General features: G+C 50.4%; 24 protein-coding genes. 15 read left to right on the forward strand and 9 right to left on the reverse strand.

Annotation, left to right across the window (positions count from 1 at the left end; translation table 11 throughout):
* Positions 1 to 54: 54 nt before the first annotated feature.
* Positions 55 to 1,266, reverse strand: coding sequence for a dicarboxylate/amino acid:cation symporter (locus A0126_RS01455; RefSeq protein WP_088836133.1), 1,212 nt, complete (start codon positions 1,264 to 1,266; stop codon positions 55 to 57).
* 302 nt (positions 1,267 to 1,568) lie between these two features.
* Here A0126_RS01455 and A0126_RS01460 point away from each other — a divergent pair, with 302 nt between their 5' ends.
* Positions 1,569 to 2,153 carry a DedA family protein gene (locus tag A0126_RS01460; RefSeq protein WP_088836134.1) on the forward strand — a complete coding sequence of 195 codons (585 nt, stop codon included), beginning with the start codon at positions 1,569 to 1,571 and terminating at the stop codon, positions 2,151 to 2,153.
* Between the two features lie 231 nt (positions 2,154 to 2,384).
* On the opposite strand, the gene A0126_RS01465 is transcribed toward A0126_RS01460, so the two are convergent.
* Positions 2,385 to 3,755 carry a copper amine oxidase gene (locus A0126_RS01465; protein WP_088836135.1) on the reverse strand — a complete coding sequence of 457 codons (1,371 nt, stop codon included), beginning with the start codon at positions 3,753 to 3,755 and terminating at the stop codon, positions 2,385 to 2,387.
* Positions 3,756 to 4,076: 321 nt separating this feature from the next.
* Between A0126_RS01465 and A0126_RS01470 the strand changes: the two genes are divergently transcribed.
* The 7 genes from A0126_RS01470 (at position 4,077) to A0126_RS01500 (ending at position 10,494) form a co-directional block, all read left to right on the forward strand.
* A complete protein-coding gene (locus A0126_RS01470; protein ID WP_239456801.1) occupies positions 4,077 to 5,450 on the forward strand; it encodes a PepSY-associated TM helix domain-containing protein in 1,374 nt (457 codons plus the stop codon).
* Positions 5,447 to 5,899 (forward strand): hypothetical protein, encoded by a 453-nt coding sequence (locus A0126_RS01475; RefSeq protein ID WP_088836136.1) that lies wholly within the window; start codon positions 5,447 to 5,449, stop codon positions 5,897 to 5,899. Before A0126_RS01470 ends, A0126_RS01475 begins: the two co-directional genes overlap by 4 nt.
* 125 nt (positions 5,900 to 6,024) lie before the next feature.
* Positions 6,025 to 7,395, forward strand: coding sequence for a copper amine oxidase (locus A0126_RS01480; RefSeq protein WP_088836137.1), 1,371 nt, complete (start codon positions 6,025 to 6,027; stop codon positions 7,393 to 7,395).
* A gap of 253 nt (positions 7,396 to 7,648) precedes the next feature.
* Entirely contained in the window at positions 7,649 to 7,900 is a 252-nt protein-coding gene (locus A0126_RS01485; RefSeq protein WP_088836138.1) for a hypothetical protein, read from the forward strand.
* 173 nt (positions 7,901 to 8,073) lie between these two features.
* Positions 8,074 to 9,132 carry a bifunctional transcriptional activator/DNA repair enzyme AdaA gene (locus A0126_RS01490; RefSeq protein ID WP_088836139.1) on the forward strand — a complete coding sequence of 353 codons (1,059 nt, stop codon included), beginning with the start codon at positions 8,074 to 8,076 and terminating at the stop codon, positions 9,130 to 9,132.
* Positions 9,119 to 10,162, forward strand: coding sequence for a DNA alkylation repair protein (locus A0126_RS01495; protein ID WP_088838399.1), 1,044 nt, complete (start codon positions 9,119 to 9,121; stop codon positions 10,160 to 10,162). The genes A0126_RS01490 and A0126_RS01495 overlap by 14 nt, the downstream gene beginning before the upstream one ends.
* Positions 10,163 to 10,164: 2 nt before the next feature.
* On the forward strand, positions 10,165 to 10,494 hold the full coding sequence (locus A0126_RS01500) for a hypothetical protein (RefSeq protein WP_088836140.1): 330 nt from the start codon (positions 10,165 to 10,167) through the stop codon (positions 10,492 to 10,494).
* 53 nt (positions 10,495 to 10,547) lie between these two features.
* Here the strand turns inward: A0126_RS01500 and A0126_RS01505 are convergent, their stop codons facing one another.
* Together A0126_RS01505 and A0126_RS01510 are read right to left on the reverse strand one after the other, a co-directional pair.
* On the reverse strand, positions 10,548 to 10,919 hold the full coding sequence (locus A0126_RS01505; protein ID WP_239456803.1) for a hypothetical protein: 372 nt from the start codon (positions 10,917 to 10,919) through the stop codon (positions 10,548 to 10,550).
* Positions 10,867 to 11,448, reverse strand: coding sequence for a DEAD/DEAH box helicase family protein (locus tag A0126_RS01510; protein WP_088836142.1), 582 nt, complete (start codon positions 11,446 to 11,448; stop codon positions 10,867 to 10,869). The genes A0126_RS01505 and A0126_RS01510 overlap by 53 nt, the downstream gene beginning before the upstream one ends.
* A 137-nt stretch (positions 11,449 to 11,585) precedes the next feature.
* Here A0126_RS01510 and A0126_RS01515 point away from each other — a divergent pair, with 137 nt between their 5' ends.
* Complete coding sequence (locus A0126_RS01515) at positions 11,586 to 12,113, forward strand: NUMOD4 domain-containing protein (protein WP_157898460.1); 528 nt, start codon at positions 11,586 to 11,588, stop codon at positions 12,111 to 12,113.
* A gap of 66 nt (positions 12,114 to 12,179) precedes the next feature.
* On the opposite strand, the gene A0126_RS01520 is transcribed toward A0126_RS01515, so the two are convergent.
* The gene (locus A0126_RS01520) at positions 12,180 to 12,359 is read right to left on the reverse strand and encodes a hypothetical protein (protein WP_239456898.1); all 180 of its coding nucleotides are present in this window, start codon (positions 12,357 to 12,359) and stop codon (positions 12,180 to 12,182) included.
* A gap of 165 nt (positions 12,360 to 12,524) precedes the next feature.
* Between A0126_RS01520 and A0126_RS01525 the strand changes: the two genes are divergently transcribed.
* Positions 12,525 to 13,616 (forward strand): GGDEF domain-containing protein, encoded by a 1,092-nt coding sequence (locus A0126_RS01525; protein ID WP_088838401.1) that lies wholly within the window; start codon positions 12,525 to 12,527, stop codon positions 13,614 to 13,616.
* A 38-nt stretch (positions 13,617 to 13,654) separates the two neighbouring features.
* Here the strand turns inward: A0126_RS01525 and A0126_RS01530 are convergent, their stop codons facing one another.
* The 3 genes from A0126_RS01530 to A0126_RS01540 all read right to left on the reverse strand — a co-directional run bounded on the left by A0126_RS01530 (position 13,655) and on the right by A0126_RS01540 (position 16,077).
* Positions 13,655 to 14,758 carry a DNA/RNA non-specific endonuclease gene (locus tag A0126_RS01530; RefSeq protein ID WP_088836145.1) on the reverse strand — a complete coding sequence of 368 codons (1,104 nt, stop codon included), beginning with the start codon at positions 14,756 to 14,758 and terminating at the stop codon, positions 13,655 to 13,657.
* A gap of 252 nt (positions 14,759 to 15,010) precedes the next feature.
* A complete protein-coding gene (locus A0126_RS01535) occupies positions 15,011 to 15,421 on the reverse strand; it encodes an NUDIX hydrolase (RefSeq protein WP_088836146.1) in 411 nt (136 codons plus the stop codon).
* Complete coding sequence (locus tag A0126_RS01540; RefSeq protein ID WP_088836147.1) at positions 15,364 to 16,077, reverse strand: Type 1 glutamine amidotransferase-like domain-containing protein; 714 nt, start codon at positions 16,075 to 16,077, stop codon at positions 15,364 to 15,366. Before A0126_RS01540 ends, A0126_RS01535 begins: the two co-directional genes overlap by 58 nt.
* A 146-nt stretch (positions 16,078 to 16,223) precedes the next feature.
* Here A0126_RS01540 and A0126_RS01545 point away from each other — a divergent pair, with 146 nt between their 5' ends.
* The 3 genes from A0126_RS01545 (at position 16,224) to A0126_RS01555 (ending at position 17,257) form a co-directional block, all read left to right on the forward strand.
* Entirely contained in the window at positions 16,224 to 16,517 is a 294-nt protein-coding gene (locus A0126_RS01545) for a hypothetical protein (protein ID WP_239456805.1), read from the forward strand.
* Positions 16,518 to 16,592: 75 nt separating this feature from the next.
* Positions 16,593 to 16,976, forward strand: coding sequence for a hypothetical protein (locus A0126_RS01550; RefSeq protein WP_088836148.1), 384 nt, complete (start codon positions 16,593 to 16,595; stop codon positions 16,974 to 16,976).
* Positions 16,977 to 16,990: 14 nt separating this feature from the next.
* On the forward strand, positions 16,991 to 17,257 hold the full coding sequence (locus A0126_RS01555) for a hypothetical protein (protein WP_088836149.1): 267 nt from the start codon (positions 16,991 to 16,993) through the stop codon (positions 17,255 to 17,257).
* A gap of 34 nt (positions 17,258 to 17,291) precedes the next feature.
* On the opposite strand, the gene A0126_RS01560 is transcribed toward A0126_RS01555, so the two are convergent.
* Positions 17,292 to 17,681 (reverse strand): RidA family protein, encoded by a 390-nt coding sequence (locus A0126_RS01560; protein ID WP_088836150.1) that lies wholly within the window; start codon positions 17,679 to 17,681, stop codon positions 17,292 to 17,294.
* A gap of 110 nt (positions 17,682 to 17,791) precedes the next feature.
* Between A0126_RS01560 and A0126_RS01565 the strand changes: the two genes are divergently transcribed.
* Both A0126_RS01565 and A0126_RS19460 read left to right on the forward strand, forming a co-directional pair.
* Complete coding sequence (locus tag A0126_RS01565) at positions 17,792 to 18,115, forward strand: nucleoside triphosphate pyrophosphohydrolase (RefSeq protein WP_088836151.1); 324 nt, start codon at positions 17,792 to 17,794, stop codon at positions 18,113 to 18,115.
* Complete coding sequence (locus A0126_RS19460) at positions 18,112 to 19,608, forward strand: DEAD/DEAH box helicase family protein (protein WP_239456806.1); 1,497 nt, start codon at positions 18,112 to 18,114, stop codon at positions 19,606 to 19,608. The genes A0126_RS01565 and A0126_RS19460 overlap by 4 nt, the downstream gene beginning before the upstream one ends.
* The last annotated feature ends 17 nt before the right edge of the window (positions 19,609 to 19,625 follow it).

Genomic DNA, 19,625 nt, shown 5'->3' on the forward strand with positions numbered 1-19,625 from the left:
CGAATCGAGCACAACAAAAAAACGACTTCGCGGAGAGCGAAGCCGTTTTTGGGATTAAGCGATATCTCGTTCTTTTTTGTCATCAAGGATTGATGTATGGCGTTTGATGGCGTGGACCATTTTCGCGATCGCACCGTCCCCTGTGACGTTTGCTGCTGTACCGAAACTGTCTTGTGCGATATAGAGTGCAATCGCGAGGCTAACCATGGTCTGGTCAAAGCCGAGCATGGAGACGAACAAGCCGGTTGCGGCCATGACGGCACCACCGGGAACGCCTGGTGCTGCAATCATCGTCACACCGAGGGCGAGAATGAATGGGAAAATCGCACCGAACGTGACCGGCATGTTGTTCAAGTAAAGAATCGCGATGACGATTGACGTCAACGTGATCGTCGAACCCGCAAGGTGGATGGTCGCACAAAGCGGAACAACGAAGTTTGCGACTTCTTCATCGGTATCATTTGCTTTTGTCTGCCGTAGCGTGACAGGAATTGTCGCTGCGGAAGATTGTGTCCCGATGGCTGTGAAGTAGGCAGGCATCATTGTTTTCAAAAGACGGAACGGATTCTGTTTATTGGCGATACCGGCAATCGTATATTGTAATGTGATCATCACGAAATGAAGAACGAGGATGACGACGAAAACGAGTGCGAACACAGAAAGAATTTCTGCGACTTGACCGGCATATGTCATGTTCATGAAAATTCCTGCGATGTGAAACGGAAGTAATGGAATGATGACTTTGCCGATAATCAGTTCGATGATACTACGGAAATCAATCGAGAGTTCAAGCAGACGTTCGCTTCTAGTTGCTGCGATTCCGATTCCGAAGACGAAGGCCATGACAAGAGCGGTCATGACGCCGAAGACAGGGGGAATTTCAACTTCCATGAAGCCTTTTAAGAGTGCTTCTTCCGGATTCTCCATGTTTGCAAATGAACCACTGAGCATGCGCGGGAACAAGTTGACTGCTGTACCATATGCGAGTAAACCGGCGACGACTGTCGAGAGATAAGCGATGAGAGCTGTGATTCCGACAAGCTTTCCAGCGCCTTTTCCAAGTTCACCGATACCCGGAATGATGAAACCAAGGATGATTAAGGGTATAGCGAATGATAAGAACTGACCAAAAATCCCATTGAATGTGACGAAAGAACGGACGATCCAATCGAAGCGTTCGGTGACGAGGCTACCCACTATAATTCCAAATACGATGGCGATGACAATACGACCGAGCAGACCAATTTTAAACTTCAAACCAATCATCCTTTCTTAATAATGAAATTGTCTAACTGAATTGAAGCTATTTTCGCACATCTAAAATGGCATTACTACAGCGTTTTAATCATTCTGATTATTCGAAATATAGAAATCGGTTGCATGATTTTATGCAATAAACGCTTCAACGCTTTAGTACAGCCACTTTACAGTGCGTGTCTGCATCAACTTACGAAAAAATTAAAAGGTAAAATAGTTTTCCGTTCAAAATACTTTGTGAACAAAGATTACTCAAAAACGTCAAAATCAGGCATACTCTCTGTATAGAGAAAAAAGGAAGTGATGAACTAATGGATATCATGGCACTCGTCCGCCTGGCCGGAGGAATCATGTTTACTCCGCTATCGGATGATGTTTTGATGATGGGATATACAGCGTTACGAATCAAAGAAGGGGTACATCCGGTCCTCATATGGCTCGCTGCGTGGCCAATTTTTTTCATTTCCTTCGCGTGGTTTTATTTACTCGCCCGTTTCTTCCGTGAAATTCCACTCATCAAGAAATTCATGAAAGTAAAGTTTTTGACACGGGCAGAAGAGATTTTAGATCGTCGTGGTTTGTGGGCGATCGGGCTCTCGTTCTTTTTACCAGGGGTACGTCATCCCATCCATTATGTTGCAGGATTGCTTGCATACCCACTTCCACGATACCTCGGGATGACGTTTTTAGCCGCCGGTTTATATACGGGTCTTTGGACATTTGTCATCGTTCGGATTGGTCAAGCCGTGACATGGTCGGAGCTTTGGGAATGGATTATGACGAATCCGAGTATGATTTTTATTATCCTTGCCGTCATATTAATCATTGCGGGTGCCTCCATCGTACATGCGAGACGGCGACACCGCCTCGAGAAAGAAGAAGCAATCGCTGAGTGAACAAGAACATGGGGGAGCACTCTCCTAATAACTTAAAACACGATAGACAAAGTGCTATCGGGAGATCAAGCGTCTTTTTTCGTTGCTTTCCTCGAGCGAGACAGGGCAGCGCGAACGAATTGCATCTCGATATCGCATGTTCACTCTTCATAAGCGTTTGTCTAAACGCTGAAAGACACGTTCGCCGATGCGGAACGTGTCTTTCGTTTGAATAAAGTTGATTAAGTGAACTTACGCGTTTTGACGTTTGCGTGCCACGACGATTCCAGCTGCACCGAGTGCAAGACCGAAGAGTGCGAGTGCACCTGTTGTTGCGTTGTTGCTTGTGTCGCTCATGCCGCCGTTACCTGTGTTCGGCATTGAACCTGGTGTACCGTCCATGAATTTCTCAGGAGATTGCATGACGATCGCGTTACCGAGGTTTTCACCGACACCATACATGTAAGCATATGACTCGCGGAACGTGTCGACTGATCCTTTGTAGTCGCCTTCCGTGTACTGCATGAACGTGTCTTGGACATATGTTTCATGGCCAGCGACCGCTTCTTGTGCTGCTTTCGTCGGAAGGTTTTCTTCCGTTGCTGCTCCGAGGAACGCACCGAAGTCGTTCGAGAACATTTTAAGCATGTCTTGAGCGTCAGCCATCATTTTTTTGTCATCGTTAATGGCTGCTGTGACGAGGTTTGCTTGTGCTTCGATGTGATTTTTCGTCCAAGCTTGCTCGAACTGATCTGCACCGGCTTCACCGTAAATTGATTTGATTGCGGCTTTGAAGTCAGCTGTGTGCATGTCTTCCGCCCAGTTTGCAGCATCGTAGTCTTTCGCTTGATCGACACCTGCCGTCATACTGAGGTTCGCAAGAGCGACGTGTTCAGCAGCAAGGCTGTTGAGTGTTGACCGGAGGTCAGCCGCTTTCGTATCAGCTTTCGAGTTATCGAACTTCTCAGGCATCTGTGTTGTGATCGCGACTGAGAGAGCTTTCGAGATGTCATACATGCGGCTGTATCCTTCACGGAACGTGTTGTACGATCCTTCATAGTCGCCTGCTGCATACTCTTGGAATGTTTTATAGACGTCCGCTTCGTGAGCACGAAGGACTTCTTCAGCTGCTTCCTTCGGAAGTTCGCCTTCTGTCGCAGCGTCGAGGAATGTCGAGAGATCCTGGACGAATTCTTCTGTCTCGGCTTTCGAAGCGTTGATGCCTTCCTGATCATCCGCTTTGACGGCTTTGACGAGGTCCGTTGTGTATTTGTTGTGATCGACGAAGATTTTTTCGAATTGTTTCGCGCCTTCGTCGCCATAGACTGAAGCGATTGCCGGTGTCATGTCGAGTGCGTTCTGTTTGAGTGCTGCTTCATAATACTCAGCATCTTTTGAACCGTCATATTGTTTTTTCATGTCCATGACAGCAAGCACGAAGTGCTCAGAAAGCAATTGGTCGAGTGTCGCACGAAGATCTGCTGCTTTCGTTTTGACCGTGACGTTTTTTGCTTTGTCCTCATGCATCATGTCGTCTGAACCGCCTGATGCAAACGCCGCCGTTCCTGGTAATACGAGTGCTGCTGCCATTGCTGATGCTGCGAATTTTTTAGTGTGTTTCATTTGTAATCATCCTTTCAAATTTGGGTTTTATTTTAACCAATCTGGTAATTCGTTTCCTCATCGTTCTGAACAGCATACGCACCCGGATTTCGTTTGGATTTAAAAAAGCAAAAAAAAGTGAAATCTTTTTTAAGTCATTTGTGGAATCTATGAAAAAAGACTCCAGTATGTGTGCATTTTCTTCATAGGGACTACGCAGAAACAACACTGGATTGGCAAGAATTCGCCATAGTGTGTTAAAAGTTGGCTTGATGTAACCGCTTATAATTAAAGACGTGTTCACATGTGGGACATATATAGGAAAGAACGGGGGATATGATCATGAAAGAACGGAATCAAGCTTCGCGCGTGCAGCAGAGCTGGTACCAATCGATGTGGCGGTGGCATTTTTATGCAGGCATTATTTTTGCACCGATTTTTATCATACTTGCCGTCACAGGATCGATTTACTTATTTAAACCGCAACTGGAGGATATGTTGTACCGTGACATGATCTTCACGGAAGAGACAGGGCAACGTCTGCCGCTCGAAGATCAGATGAAAGCTGTCGCGGACAAATATCCAGAGGCGGGTATTTCTTCGCTTGGTCAGTTTGAGCAACAAGACCGGACGACACGGATTGGCGTGACGTTCAAAGAGGAGTCGGGATATGTCTATGTTGATCCATACACGGGTGAAGTGACGGGGAAACGACTCGGGGCAGGACCACTCGGCTTTATTAAAACAATTCATGGGGAATTGTTTGCTGGGAAAGCCGGAAATCTTCTCGTCGAACTTGCAGCGAGCTGGGCAATCATTTTATTGGTGACAGGAACGTATCTCTTTTGGCCACGAGGGAAAACGGGGAGCTTCAAGCGTGTATTTTTCCCGTCCTTCAGACAGAAAAACGGAGCACGTAATTTTTGGAAGGGGCTTCATGGTTCAGTTGCCGTCTGGTCAACGATCGGATTACTCGTGATCATCGGTTCCGGACTCGCATGGTCGGGTGTCGCAGGTCAGTGGATCAATACGATTGCGACGAAAGCCAATTCGAATTATCCACAGTTTGCGTACGGACCGGATGAAAGTATGGCGTCAAAAATCGTCACGAAGGACATTGCGACGGATATTCCTTGGGCGACACAAAACGACGTCGTTCCGAGTTCGGGACCAGCCCGACCGTTGACACTGTCTGTGACGGAAGTCGCAGCTGAAGCGAAACAGTTAGGGATGGGACGCCCGTATCAAATTACACTTCCACAAGGGGAAACAGGGGTCTATACGTTATCCTCTCTTCAAAGTGCGCCGACCAAAGAAGCGACGATTAATCTCGATCAATATTCGGGAACGGTCTTATCCAATGTCTCTTATGCAGACTACGGACTCCTCGCGAAGGGCATTACGCTTGGGATTGGGTTTCATGAAGGACGGTTGTTTGGTTTCTTGAATCAACTCGTCGGATTAGCACTGTGTCTAGGATTAATCTTCATCGTCGCCAGCTCATTTGTTCTATGGTGGAAACGCCGAAATGGTGCAGGAAAACTAGCGCCACCAAAACGGGCGAGTGATCAACGCGTGCAAAAAATCGTTGCCGGTTTGATTGTAGTGATCAGTTTGACGATGCCACTCGCGGCACTGTCGGTCATGACAATCCTCGTACTCGATTTCTTGATTTTCACGCGTCGACGTAAAGGAAATAAGGAGGCGGCAGCATGAAACGATTCGTATTAACAGGTTTATTCGCCAGTAGTATGGTGTTACTGGCCGGCTGTCAGTTCGAGACAAAAGCGGCTGCGCCTGCGATGAAAGTCGGACTTTACGCACCGGAGAAAATCGCAGCAGACACGAACACGACGGTCGCGCTTGAAATTGAGAACCCGCAAGCCATCGATCAGGTGCATGTTCAAGTTACGCCAGTAGGAAGTGACGAGACAGAAACGTATATGGCAGAACAGAAACAGGGACATTATGTCAGCAGTATTCCTTTTAAAAAAGCCGGTGTCTATCTCGTCAATGGTATGGTCCATGTCGGTTCGCATGTCTACACACCAAAAGCACTCGTTCAAGTGGGGGATGTGTCAGAAAAAGAGCTCGAGGCGGCACAGAGCTTATTGAAACAGGCCGTACCGGCAGGGGAACAGACGGATCATCATGGACATCATTAATGGGAAATAAGGACTTCGCTGCCGAAGTCTTTATTTTTTTGGGAAAAATATTAAAAATCAAAACTATTTGTGAACTTCTTACGTTATCTATGTGTAGTCCAAAAAAATAAAGGGGTGTTTACAAGATGAAAATGAAAAAGTCGTTTCTCGCAGTTCCACTCAGTGCCGCATTGTTGATTCCGGCAGCCGGCGTCAGTGCCCATGGTCATGAAGATCACAGCAAGATGGCCAGCTCCGGAAACATGTCTCTCGATGTCTCCTCACCAGCGTCCGACCTCCGGGCGACACTCGATCAGCTTTTATCGGAACATGCCTACCTCGCAGTCGTTGCAATGCAAAAAGGGATTGATGGGGCGGATGATTTTGATCAAGCAGCAGGTGCACTGAATCAAAATGCCGATGATCTCTCAGCAGCCGTCGGATCAGTTTACGGGGATGAAGGCGGAGAAGCCTTTAAAGAAATTTGGAAAAGTCACATCGGTTACTTCGTCGATTACGTGAAAGCAACAGGGGCAGAAGATGAGGAAGCAAAACAAAAAGCGCTCGATGACCTCGATTCGTACCGCGTCGAACAGGCAGCCTTTTTGGATAAAGCAACGGAAGGGCGATTGAAAGCAGCTGATCTCGAAGGTGGCTTAAAAGTCCACGTCACCCAACTCTTGACGTCGTTCGACAGTTACGTTGCAGGTGATTATGACGCCACGTACAGCAATTTGCGAAAAGCAATCGAGCATATGTACATGGTCGGGGAAGGATTATCGGGAGCAATCGTCGATCAATACCCGGATAAATTTGAAAATACGAAAGTCGATACACCCGCAGCCGATTTACGTGCCGGTCTGAACCACAACTTCTCGGAACACGCGGCACTCGCAATACTTGCGATGCAAAAAGGGATTGAAGGAGCAAAAGACTTTGATGCCGCAGCCGGTGCACTCAGTGAAAACACGGACGACCTGACAGCATCAATCGGCTCGGTCTACGGTAGTGATGCAGCGAAAGAATTCAAAAAAATCTGGTCGAGCCACATCGGCTACTTCGTCGACTATGTCAAAGCAACGGGGGCGGAAGATGAAGACGCACGTGACATGGCCGTCAAAGAGCTCGACGAATACCGTGTCGAACAAGCTGCCTTCCTTGATGCAGCAACGGAAGGTCGCCTGAAGTCAAAAGACCTGGAAGAAGGCTTGAAGATGCACGTTGATCAATTGTTACTCGCCTTCAATAGCTACAATGAAAAAGACTACGATAAAACGTACCCGGCAATCCGTGAAGCTTACGGTCATATGTACGGAGTCGGTGAAGGAACAGCGACAGCAATCGTCGATCAATTCCCGGATAAATTCCAAGGGACGCCAGCAAGCATGCCGAACACAGGTCTTGGTGGAGCCGCTGAAACTCAATCGTCAGCCGGTATCTTATGGTCACTGTTCGGAATTGCAGCCGCTTCACTTCTAGGATTTTTTGCAATCCGCGGTCGTCGCGAACAACAATAAGCTGTCTGACGGAGATGACTCAAAAAAGTCGCCTGAAGCGCGTGCGTTCTTTTAGACGAGAGGAGGGTGGCGGATGTAACGTCGGTCACCTTTGTCTCTGTAAAGACTGACGTTTAAGTCAGTCGCATTAGATTGCAGACTCAATGATTTTGAAGGATTCAAGATTCGATTCCTACTCTCGGGCATTCTTTAAAAAACGAATTTTTATTAGAAGACGATCGTGAAAATAAAAATCAGGAAAGGAGGAGGAACAATGAAACGAACCATCGGCGTGGTAGTAGTACTCGTCTTCGTCGTCTTCATAGCTCTCATGACACCAGAACTGCATGCAGTGGCAGTTGAACATCTGTTGCAGGATCCATTGACATCGAGCGAAATCATCCCGGTCGAAGATCGTGCAGTCGAGCCAGGTATCGTCCCGCGTATCTTACCGTGGATTGTCAGTAGTCTATTGCTCAGTGCCTTCGTGACGTTCCTCCTCCTGCGACGTAAACCAAAGCGTTAAATGAAAGCACGATCCGTTTCTCAGCCATCTGTGGCTGAAGAGGCGGATTTTTTTTTGAAGTGGACACGCGTCCGGATCAGGCACGTCGCAAAAACAAACACATCGATGCCTGATTTTCGGCGACATCCCATCGGAAGAACTCGGTATACTGAAGGAAAGAAGGAGGCGATCGCATGGAGGACCATCAAACAGAAGAGTATTATGCGGCACTCGTCCGCCGGGATGCGACCTATGAAGGGCGGTTCTTCGTCGGCGTCAAGACGACAGGCATCTTTTGCCGGCCGTCCTGTCCTGCCCGGAAACCGAAACGCGAGAACTGTGAATTTTACGGGACGGCGAAAGAAGCCTTACTCGCTTCATATCGCCCGTGTCTCCGCTGTAAACCCTTGTCGCACCCCGGTGCGAGTGACATCATCAGCCGTCTTGTTGCCGCTGTCGAAGCGACACCGGAAAAACGATTTAAGGAGGGCGATTTCCGGGAACTTGGACTCGATGCGTCAACGGCGCGCCGCCAATTCAAAAAACGCTTCGGGATGACGTTCGTCGAGTATGCCCGCTCACGTCGGATGGGACTGGCGATGAAAGAAATCCGGACCGGGAAACCGGTCATCGAGGCCCAGCTCGCGGGTGGCTACGAATCGAGCAGCGGCTTTCGGGATGCTTTCGCAAAAATCATGGGTGCGACACCAAAACGCTGGGACGGGACTTACTTGCAGGCGAAATGGCTCGATACGCCACTCGGTCCGATGCTCGCGATTGCGGACGACGCAGCCCTTCATTTGCTTGAATTCGTCGATCGCCGAGGACTGGAACGGGAGATCGAACGGCTTCGTCTCGCGGCACGTGCCGTCATCGTCCCGGGGGAATCAATCATCTTTGAGCAAATCGGACAGGAGCTGACCGACTATTTCGACGGGACGCTGAACAAGTTCGCGACGCCGCGCAAACTGTACGGGACACCATTCCAGCGTCTCGTCTGGGCCGAGTTGGAGCAAATTCCATCCGGGGAGACGATTTCCTATCAAGAACTTGCCATCCGGATCGGTAATCCACTCGCCGTTCGTGCCGTCGCCCGGGCGAACGGTGCCAATCAACTGGCACTCGTCATCCCGTGTCACCGCGTCATTCGGGCGAATGGCGACTTAGGCGGATATGCCGGCGGGCTCGCCCGGAAAGCGACGTTACTCGAAACCGAACGACGAAAGGACTGGATGCTGCATGGCACTGATTAAAGATGTTTTTTCAGACGACTGGCTCGACCGCCTGAGTCGGGCGCTGGATGCGCCGCGGCTGCAGCAGGACATCAAACAAGCCGACTGGGAGGAACTCGCCTTCAAACAACGGGTCCGCCGAATTTCGACGTCGCTTGGATCGTATGTGCCACGTGAATTTGATGGGGCGGCGACAACACTCGAACGGCTTGCCCCGGAGTTCACGGGACTCGCCGGGATCGTGTTTCCCGACTATATCGAGCTCTACGGCGACGACTGGGACCGGTCGTTGCTGGCACTCGAACGGCTGACGCCGTATTCGACAGCGGAGTTCGCTGTCCGGCGATTTTTACTGAGCGACCAAGACCGGTACTTACAACAGGCACTGCTCTGGAGCACGTCGGACGATGAACATGTCCGGCGCCTGGCATCGGAAGGGACACGACCACGCCTACCATGGGGACAGGCCATCCCGGCGTTGATTGCCGATCCGCGTCCCGTCCTGCCGCTGCTCGACCGGTTGCTGACCGACGACTCACTTTACGTCCGCAAGAGTGTCGCCAATCACTTGAACGACATCACGAAGACGCACCCGGAACTTGTGATTGAACGACTCGATCAGCTCGGAAACAATCCGCAGACGGACTGGGTGTTACGTCATGCTTCGCGGACGTTGCTGAAACAAGGACACCCTGACGTCCTAAAGGCATTTGGTCTCGTGACACGCGGCACGGTCACGGTCGATGATTTGACGGTGACACCGTCGCTGCCGATCGGGGGCGAGCTGTCATTTACGTTTAGCCTCGCGACGACGGAACCGCAAGTCCTGCGGATTGAATATGCGATTGACTATTTCAAAAAGCGGAAAACGAGTCGGAAGGTCTTCCGAATCAGTGAACGGCTCGTCCGTGAGCGGGAGACATTCACGAAGAGGCAATCGTTTCGTAACTTGACGACACGTGTCCACTATCCGGGGACGCATCGTGTGACCATCTTGATTAATGGGCAAGCTTACGCAACGGCAACGTTTGACGTGACAGGGGAGGAATGAAGATGAACGGACGCCATCCTGACTTTACGACGTCCCGCTTACACATCGAAGCGGTGGATACGACAGACGGCTGTGTTTGGACATTGGAGCTGCGGGACGAGCACCAACAGGTTGCGACGATGCAGTTAGCCGGTCAGCAACTCAGCTATGACGCAATCGATCCGTCTGACGCCGCCGGCTACGTTGAAGAAGCCTTGAGGGTCATCACGGCGTATCTGGCACGGACATTATTGTTACCGTCCGTGACGGGCAGAGGCGGGGAAGCCGTCGTTTGGGAGAAGAGTGGATTTGAGAGAACGGATGACGGATTTTCGTTAGCCTTGACGCACTAAACGAAAAAGAGGACAATCCGCGTCGCAGACTGCGAACGGCTTGTCCTCTTTTTTTAAGGTTCCGAGATGCCGTTCGCGAGCAGCAGGAGATAAACCCAAATCACGAGCGGGAGCAACAGCATCAGAGTGGCAAGCAGGCTGAAGGTCTTGATGACAGTGTTTTTCAACCGGAGCGCAATCAGGAGTGACATCACATAGCCGACGCCGACGAGCGAATACAGACTGATCGGGACCCAAAGGCTCATATTCGGGAACGTCCGTCCGTTCAGCCCGAAGAACAGCAGGATGCTGACAATCAAGAGGATGAAAGTCAGGATCAGAGAGTGGTATTCGTTCCGGTGCGACTTCAAGCGGCATTCCCCTTTCATGACGTTACCTGACGGGTGTGTAAGACCAGCCGAAGCGGGCACAGATTGCTTCGGCACTTGCAGCGGCAGAGCGTCCTTCCGTATCCAGGCGGAAGTAGTTCGGGTACGGCAGTTCTCCTGGCAGGGAGGACGTCCGGTAGCCGTCTGCCGTCTCGAGCAAGTCGTTTTCGGAAGCGGCGAGATCCCGTTTCGTAAACTTATGGGTGAGGCGGTTTTCCGTCGTATTCCGCGTGAGACGAGTCGCGACGGATGCTTCGAGTTCGACGATATAGACGTCGGAACCCGCCTCTTCAAACAACGCGACCGTCTCCTCGATGAATTCGATTCCCCCGCCCTCGACCCCGAACAGGCAGAGGAACGTGAAGAGGACACCTTCGAGATCACTGACCGCCATCTCCTTGAACATCTCCCGGCGGATCAAGTCCTTCAGCCTGTGATGGGCGGGCTTTGTAAAGTCGAAATAGGGCAACAGCAAATCGATTGTCTGGTGGTTATGAAACAACTTCATCCCGGTCAACCGTTCGAGTTCCTGACCGATCGTCATTTTTCCGACCGCCTGCGGACCGAGCAATAAAACAAATTTCATCAAAAGACCCCGTTTCCTTTTTTTGTTAGATTACCATACCGGTTCAGCATGTTGGAGTTAGAACGTTTGTTCGTAAAATGATATAATGGAGATAACAACGGATGGCGTGTCACAACGAATGGAGGGTGTTCGGGCAGATGGAACATTGGAAGATGGTACAAGGATATGAAGGGAGTTATCAAGTGTCGACGTCGGGAAATGTCCGTTCGCTCGACCGGATTGTCGAGACAAGCCGTGGCGTCAAACAGCGGCGCACGGGTGTCGTCCTGCGTCCGCGAATCAATCAGGACGGCTACCGGAAAGTGACGCTGTATCAGCAGGGGCGTGGTGAACGGTTTTACGTCGGTGAACTCGTCGCCCGGGCGTTTCTTGACCCGACTGCCTGCCAGGAACGTCTCGTGCGGGCGGACGGTGACCGCTTGAATGACCAGATTGATAATCTGTCCGTCAAGCCTTCGCCAAGCCAAGCCTATGCTTCCTTACTCGCTGAATTCGATCTGCTGTTGACGGACCATGTCGAATTGTCGGCGTGGCAGATTCGGGAGATCCGGCGGCGCTACCGGACGGGCGAAGCGTCGATTCGAAAGCTTGCGCTCGTGTACGGGGTGACTGAAAACCGGGTCCGCAATATCATCGATAAGAAAGAGGCGCGGTATGTCATGTAGGCAGAAGGAAAGGGCAGTCCGAAGAAAATCGGTCTGCCCTTTTGGTTGAAAAAAAGTAAGGTGTCGTTAGCCGGCAAGTGGTAAGTACGGCGTGATTTGGCTCACCGTCAGTTGGAGGAGCTGTTGCGTTTCCTCTTTCGGTTCAGACGTGACGTAGATGATTAACGCAGCGGCGACGATTAAAAAGATGACGATGACGAGCCCGATGAAGAAAGGCATTTTACTTTTTCGTTTTTCTTCGTTCATGTCCACAGGTAGTTCCCCCTTTTACGAATTAACAGATGCATCTGTCATAATGATTCCCCTTTAAGAAAATGGAAAACCTGCAAAACGGCTAGAAAAAGGGTGCCGGTAAGACGATAAAGAAGATATAGACAGAAAAAGCTATTTTTTGAAGGGATGTCGATCGTCGTGTTGAGTCAATTCAACCAGTTTCTATTAAACTTTTCCCTTTTGATTACGTCCCTGCTGTTCGCTTTCTTACCGATGCGCAACATCAAACGCATTTCACCGCACTCCTCAATCCGGATCCGGCTTGCCGTCGGATTGATTGCAAGCGTGATCGGTGCACTGCTCGTCTTAAACAGTATCTCCTACGACGGGGCAAAGATTGACTTACGACTCGTCGCGCTCGTCACGGCGTATTATTACGGCGGCTGGATCAGTGGCGCATTGACGACGGTCGCCGTCATCGGGGCCCGCTTTCTCGTCACGCCACCCGGTGTCTACCAAGGTTTGATTCTCGCGACGCTGATTTGTCTTGCTTTACTCGTCACGGCAAGTATTTACCGTCGCTTTGCTGCCCAGACGTTCAAAGACTACCTTGTCCTACTGAGCATCGGAATCGGCTACAGCTTACCGGCCCTGTACTTGTTGACGGATACGTTCATTCGGTTTTTCGAGATGTCATTCGTCTACATCATCTTCAATCTTCTCGGAGGGTACGTGACGTTTCGTTTCCTGCAGGAGTTACGGAAACATTTCCAGTTCGTCCAAGCCCAGCAGGAGCTTGCCTTGACGGACAGTCTGACGAATCTCGCCAATCGGCGGAAACTCGATGAGACATTGGCCGACTATGACAAACACGGGTATGCCTTCTCGGTCCTGATTGTCGATATCGACTTCTTCAAGTCGGTCAATGACGAATACGGACATGATGGCGGGGATGTCGTCTTACGGCAACTCAGTCATCTGTTGACGACGTTTTGTCCGGAAACGGGACTCGTCACCCGGTATGGCGGCGAGGAATTCGTCGTCGTCCTGCCGGATATCTCGCACCGTGAAGCGGAGCGACTCGGGGAACGGATCCGGACGGCGTGCGCCGATCAACACTTCATCTTCAAACCGTATCCGGCTTTCCATGTCACGCTTTCGATGGGTGTCGCATCGTCCGATCAAGCCAAGACGGCGTTCGAAGTCGTCCAAAAAGCCGATCAGGCGCTGTATCAGGCAAAACAGACGGGGCGCAACAAAGTCGTCGGTTATGATGTGACACATAATTAAAAAAAGGCAGCTCCGCGGAGCCTGCCTTTTTCGTGTTGTCATTCACCGACCATGCCGTCGTGATCGTTGTCCCGCATGTACGGATAGAGCCAGTGGTCACTCCGGATCGGCATGCTGAAACCGGCATCCTTCGCTTCCTGGATCGTGACTTGTCCGTTTCCGTTCGCATCGACGCTTGAGACGTCACCGCCCGTTTCCGGCGTCGTGCTTGGTGTCGAAGCGGCAGGCGTTTTCGCCTTCGGTTCAGCTTTTGGTGTTGCTTTTGGCGCTGCCTTTGGTTCAGCCTTCGGTTTACTTTCCGGACTCTCGGTCAGACCGAGCGACGCGTTGACACCATCCGGGTTGATGTTATCGAACTTGTCGACGATGACGTTGCCTTTGATTGTGTACGTGTACTGATAACTCGAAGGAATTTGTGTTTTCGTCGTTTCATAGCGGATGATCGCTTCGAAATTCGTCGCACCACCGGCTTTACGGATAGTATCTTCCATGTAGGCTTGATCGCCGTGGCGATTGAGCGTGCTGTCCTGCGGCGTGATGTTGTAGGCGTTCGAGACACCGCCAAGCGAATCGGCGATGACATGTCCTTCATCAAGATCACGGTGTTCGACACCCGGAACCTTCGCTTCATCATGATAGTAGCGACCGGCTGACGTCACGTCTTCCGTTTTATCATTTTGTAAGGTGATTTTTTTGGCGATGACTTTGACGAGTTGTCCATGCTTGTTCGTAAATGCCCAGTATTCACGGTCCCCGAACCCGATATCGACGACGACGTTCGCCTGACGGTCTCCGGACTGGTCGCCGCCATCGACTTGAATCTGTTTGTATCCGGTGAACGGATCATTGCTGGACGCCGTGACCGAGGGCTTGTCTTCTGTTTCTTTTTGATCCGTTGTCGTGTCTGATTTTTTTTCGGTCGTCTCTTTAGCAACCGGCTCTGCAGGAGGCGTCTCCTGTTTCGCGTCTTCTTTAACGATGTCCGCTGTCGGTTCTTTGACGTCGCTCGTCTGCGGCGTCTCTTCTTTTGGAGCACGTTCCTCCGTCTTCGTGTCTGTCGAAGAAACTGTCTCCTCGTCGCTCGCACATCCCGTCAGTAACAGGGTCGCTAGCGGTAATGCAAGGTACATTCGTTTTTTCATGCCGCACTCCTTTCACTTAAGCACACCCGTCTGTTTTCTCAACATCCCTGAAGCTGGCGCTAAGCTGATTTTCAATATATAACAATCTTAATATATATTTGGGTGCAATTAAACAAATATGTAAATTTACTTAAGGAATGACGACGTCAACCTCGTGACGAGATGCATCAAGGAAGTTGCATTTCAGGAAAAAGACGATCTGTCCTGGTGGGCAGGACAACAAAAAAACACGCCACTTCACGTGACGTGTTTTCAAGTCGAGACGAGCTGAGGAAATATCTGATACCGCTCAAAGTCAGTTAAGATGTTCGGTGCAATCTGTTTCCGAATCATTGCTTCGTCAGCCCAAAGATAGGCGTCGTGTTCGTCCGATAAGCTGACAGCATTGGTTTCCGCCGTACAGAAATAGACGAGTAAGATGACTTGGCGGTCGGAGTGGGTCAGGAAACTGGAGGCATACGCAATCCGGTCGACCGTGACTGAGAGTCCCGTTTCCTCCCGGATTTCACGGATCAGACTCGCTTCCGGTTGCTCCCCGAAATCAATCTTCCCGCCCGGACATTCCCAGGTCCCGCCACCCGAGTCGGCAGCGGCACGCTGGACGATCAGGATTCGGTGATCTTGCCGAATGATGCCTTTGACGGCGGTGACGATGGTTGGCATGTGTGTTCCTCCGTTCGCTTGAGTACGACAGGCAGGGGGCCTTCCTGTCGTACGAGTTGATTGTTTTTGAGGTAAATCCCTGTCCGTTCCGGTAAACCGTAAGCGTATAGCCTTCTGGTCGTAGTAAATGCCTGTTGTAAATTCGCAGCTTCGTCCCAAGTATCGTAATGGACGGAGAGGACGGCGTCCGGTAAGAGGCCGAGCCCTTCAAGGACTAAGTCCCGGCCGTCCCGCTGATCAATCGCCGGTATCCGGCACTCGTCCGGTGCGAGTAATGCCCCGGCAGAAAAGCCGGCGACTGGGATACCGTCTTGAAACTGTTCCTGAATGACAGCGCCGACCGGCGTATGAACGATGAACTGCTGATACCGCTCCGTTTCACCACCGGCGATGACGATTCCGGCGCTTTGTTTCAGCGCCGCAAGCTGAGCAGCAGTCGGATGCCCGGAAAGCGGGAAGTGGAAAAAGTCCGTCTTCCTGTGCGCTTCGAGTGAACCGGTCAGGACGGGGGCGTAAGACATCCATGACGTACCTTCGCGCGGGACGTACAGTAAAGCGATGGGACCGGCCGATGCGCAAACACTCGCGAAACGACGGGCGAGTCCTTCCGTAAACGGTGGACCACCGCCGAATAAGAAGAGATGTTGATTGGTCATGGGAAAGACCTCCTTCAAAAAAAGTATTCTTTTATCGTATTAGAAATATACGACAAAGGGTACCTGTTTATTTTTTGTGATAGGTAGAAAACGGAAAATGAATTACAATGGGAATACCAGGGAAAGTACAGCGAGGAGAGCTGGATATGAACCAAAAGCAGATAAATCGATTTCGCTACCGGGAGTCCGGGATGGGGCAAGGGCAAACGTTCTTCTGGACTAGGGCGACCGGGGAATTGCGATACGAAGAGGACGGGCGGGAAGAACCTAAAATCAAGCGGCTCTCGTTAAAGCAACAAGCGGTGCTTGAACAACGGTTGACGCAAGCAAAGGTAGCCGACTGGAAACCGATTTATGAGACGGAGTGGCTGATTCTCGACGGGACGGACTGGGAAATCAGTTGGAGTGGTCCAGGTGGAGACGGCATCTCGCGGCAGTAATGCCTTTCCAGAAGAGTGGGAAGTGCTGCGGGACTGGCTCTATGGACAATGTACAGAAAGCGGGGAGGAAACGAGATGAAAAAAGGGCTGGTCGGACTGATCGTCCTAATCGGGTACACGGTTCCGTTCGTTTATTTTGCATTATTGGGAGATTTCAAAACGGGAACGTTACTTGGTTATTTGCTGTTACTGGTCGTGTTTACGGCACTCGCCTATGTCGGACAACGTTTTAGTCATCTGTCGTTTGTTGTTGTCGGCAATATCGTGTCTTATTTCGTCTCGGTTTATTTTGCGGGACGGAGGAACGACTTCGGCTGGGACGGGTATTTTAAACCGCTGACAGCCGAACAACTGATTCTGTTTGTCAGTTTGTTGATGCTCATTCCGCAGTTGATTGCGGTGGTCGTCGCGATGTCACGGGAAGCAAAACAACGTATGAAAAAGCAAATAACTGAATGAGTGGAGGAGACCCGATGACTGAAAGCAGCGAAGCATTATTAGAAGCGATCATCGAAATCTTGGAGACAGGACGCCAAATGGAGTTGACGGAGATTTACCAGCGTGTACGAGAGCGAAACGATTTAGATTTGTCACGTTTTTCGACGAAAGCCGGACTCGATGCCCGCATCCGAAAATTAATCTATCTTCATGCGAGTGAGTGTGAATTGTATGAAGGAAAGAGGGATTTGTTCTACAGTGAGACAGGCAAAGGGACAGGACGTTGGGGGTTACGGAAATAAAAACACGCCACCAACAGTGACGTGTTGCAACGCATTAGACTAATCCTAAAATCTCGACTTCGACCAAAGCACCTTTCGGCAATTCTTTGACGGCGATACAAGATCGTGCGGGGAAGTGGTTATGTGGAGCAAAGTAATCGGAGTAAATATCATTAAACGCAGCGAAATGATCCATGCTCGTTAAGTAACACGTCGTCTTGACGACACGATCCGGTGTCAGACCGGCTTCTTTTAAGATGGCATCAACGTTTTTCATGACCTGCTCCGTCTGTTCCGTAATGCCACCGACGACCATTTCACCCGTTGCCGGATTGATCGGGATTTGACCAGATGCATATAACGTGCCGTTAGCGATGAAACCTTGTGAATAGGGACCGATGGCAGCCGGGGCGTTAGTTGTTTCGATTTTCTGGAATGAACTCATGAAAATTCCTCCTCTAACATAAAATAAATAGTATGTAGAACGTGCTATCTGCCTTGAACTATAGGATAATTTTTACAACACCATCACCATACTTACAAGGAGTGAACCCAATGCCTCTTTATCATAAATTAGTCCGGGATCAGATTCCAACTATCATTGCTCGGAACGGAAAAAAAGCAACGTTCCGGACACTTAACGAAGAAGAATTCCTCGTCGAAGCGAAACGGAAATTGCATGAAGAAGTTACTGAATACGAAGAAGCAACGACGACCGAGGAAGCAGTTGAAGAATTGGCCGACTTGCTGGAGCTGATTCACGCGCTAGTCCGGACGCACGGAACGACCCCGCAGCAACTCGAAGCAATCCGGCTTGCGAAACACGATAAGCGGGGCGGCTTTGATGACAAGCTGTATCTGATTGAGGTCGAAGATTGATTCCGGCAGCAAAACTGACGACACACGATTTGTATGCGTCGTTGGTCGATGCCATTGACCAAGCGGATGAAGTCTATATCGTCGCCGCCTTTGCACAACGCTCGGGTGTCGAACTGTTGTTACCGGCGTTACGTCGCGCCGTCGAACGGGGCGCCGATGTTCATTTTTTGATTGGCGACTACTTACATATTACGGACCCGGAGGCGTTGGCAGAATTATTGAAACTGGACGGTCTGTCGATCCGGTTTTATCGCTCCGGCGGACGGGCGTTTCATCCGAAAGCTTATTTGTTCCGCAATGCAGAGACGGGTCTGTCGATTGTCGGCTCATCGAATATCTCAAAAAGCGCTTTTCGGACCGGTGTCGAGTGGAATCTCCATTTGCCGCAAGCCGTCGCACCGCACATCTTGGATAATGCGATTGAGGCATTCATGGATCTTTATTTAAGTGAAGCAGCTCAAGACCTGAATCCGATTGTCCTCGAAGCATACCGGCAAGAACATGACGCACGGCAATATGTCGCAGAACCTGAAGTTGACTATGCGGAGCAACAGCTTGTCACGTCCGATGAGATTCTGCCGCACCGGGTGCAGGAGGAAGCCTTGCGGGCACTCCGGGAAACGATGGAAGAAGGACGGACGCGTGCCTTGACCGTACTTGCGACCGGGCTTGGGAAAACGTATCTCAGTGCGTTCTTTGCGCGTGATTTTAAGCGGGTACTGTTCCTCGCACATCAACGCGAGTTGCTGGAACAAGCGGAACGTTCGTTTAAAAAGGTCGAACCCAATTGGCAGACGGCTATGTATATCGGATCAGACCGCACGAATGATGAACAGACGGACGTGCTGTTTGGGTCAGTCCAGACGTTATCCCAAAACCGTCATCTTGAACGGTTTGCACAAGATTATTTTGATTTGCTCATCATTGATGAGTTTCACCACGCAGCAGCTAAAAGTTATCAAAAAGTTCTGGCGCATTTCGAACCGCAGTTTTTACTGGGACTGACAGCGACGCCGGACCGGATGGACGGAGCGGACGTCTATGCACTGTGCGACAATAACGTTGCGTTTCAAATGCACTTCACGTCAGCGATCAATGAAGGATTCCTGACACCGTTCCATTATTACGGGATTCATGACGTCATCGATTATTCGCAACTGCGGCGGATGGGGCGGAAATATGATGCGATGGAACTGGAACAGGCGCAGATTGATCGGGCAGTCTCAGAAAACATCTATGCCGCCTGGTCGAAGCACCGGCAGACGAGGACGATCGGCTTTTGTTCGTCGATCCGTCAAGCCGAATATTTGTCACAGACATTCCGGGAAATGGGACACCAAGCGATTGCCTTGACCGGACAGACCGTTAATCGACGGGAGCGGATTCAGGAGTTTGAACAGGGAACGGTAGAAATCGTCTTTACGGTTGATTTGTTTAATGAAGGAGTCGATATTCCGAAAGTCGATACGTTACTGTTCTGTCGACCGACGTAATCGATTGCAATCTACAC

The organism is Exiguobacterium sp. N4-1P, from assembly GCF_002214325.1.

Bases quoted from the DNA above. Each gene is read 5' to 3' on its own strand.
- A0126_RS01455 (WP_088836133.1), bottom strand. From the start codon at position 1,266: ATGATTGGTTTGAAGTTTAAAATTGGTCTGCTCGGTCGTATTGTCATC.
- A0126_RS01460 (WP_088836134.1), top strand. From the start codon at position 1,569: ATGGATATCATGGCACTCGTCCGCCTGGCCGGAGGAATCATGTTTACT.
- A0126_RS01465 (WP_088836135.1), bottom strand. From the start codon at position 3,755: ATGAAACACACTAAAAAATTCGCAGCATCAGCAATGGCAGCAGCACTC.
- A0126_RS01470 (WP_239456801.1), top strand. From the start codon at position 4,077: ATGAAAGAACGGAATCAAGCTTCGCGCGTGCAGCAGAGCTGGTACCAA.
- A0126_RS01475 (WP_088836136.1), top strand. From the start codon at position 5,447: ATGAAACGATTCGTATTAACAGGTTTATTCGCCAGTAGTATGGTGTTA.
- A0126_RS01480 (WP_088836137.1), top strand. From the start codon at position 6,025: ATGAAAATGAAAAAGTCGTTTCTCGCAGTTCCACTCAGTGCCGCATTG.
- A0126_RS01485 (WP_088836138.1), top strand. From the start codon at position 7,649: ATGAAACGAACCATCGGCGTGGTAGTAGTACTCGTCTTCGTCGTCTTC.
- A0126_RS01490 (WP_088836139.1), top strand. From the start codon at position 8,074: ATGGAGGACCATCAAACAGAAGAGTATTATGCGGCACTCGTCCGCCGG.
- A0126_RS01495 (WP_088838399.1), top strand. From the start codon at position 9,119: ATGGCACTGATTAAAGATGTTTTTTCAGACGACTGGCTCGACCGCCTG.
- A0126_RS01500 (WP_088836140.1), top strand. From the start codon at position 10,165: ATGAACGGACGCCATCCTGACTTTACGACGTCCCGCTTACACATCGAA.
- A0126_RS01510 (WP_088836142.1), bottom strand. From the start codon at position 11,448: ATGAAATTTGTTTTATTGCTCGGTCCGCAGGCGGTCGGAAAAATGACG.
- A0126_RS01515 (WP_157898460.1), top strand. From the start codon at position 11,586: ATGGAACATTGGAAGATGGTACAAGGATATGAAGGGAGTTATCAAGTG.
- A0126_RS01520 (WP_239456898.1), bottom strand. From the start codon at position 12,359: ATGAACGAAGAAAAACGAAAAAGTAAAATGCCTTTCTTCATCGGGCTC.
- A0126_RS01530 (WP_088836145.1), bottom strand. From the start codon at position 14,758: ATGAAAAAACGAATGTACCTTGCATTACCGCTAGCGACCCTGTTACTG.
- A0126_RS01535 (WP_088836146.1), bottom strand. From the start codon at position 15,421: ATGCCAACCATCGTCACCGCCGTCAAAGGCATCATTCGGCAAGATCAC.
- A0126_RS01540 (WP_088836147.1), bottom strand. From the start codon at position 16,077: ATGACCAATCAACATCTCTTCTTATTCGGCGGTGGTCCACCGTTTACG.
- A0126_RS01545 (WP_239456805.1), top strand. From the start codon at position 16,224: ATGAACCAAAAGCAGATAAATCGATTTCGCTACCGGGAGTCCGGGATG.
- A0126_RS01550 (WP_088836148.1), top strand. From the start codon at position 16,593: ATGAAAAAAGGGCTGGTCGGACTGATCGTCCTAATCGGGTACACGGTT.
- A0126_RS01555 (WP_088836149.1), top strand. From the start codon at position 16,991: ATGACTGAAAGCAGCGAAGCATTATTAGAAGCGATCATCGAAATCTTG.
- A0126_RS01560 (WP_088836150.1), bottom strand. From the start codon at position 17,681: ATGAGTTCATTCCAGAAAATCGAAACAACTAACGCCCCGGCTGCCATC.
- A0126_RS01565 (WP_088836151.1), top strand. From the start codon at position 17,792: ATGCCTCTTTATCATAAATTAGTCCGGGATCAGATTCCAACTATCATT.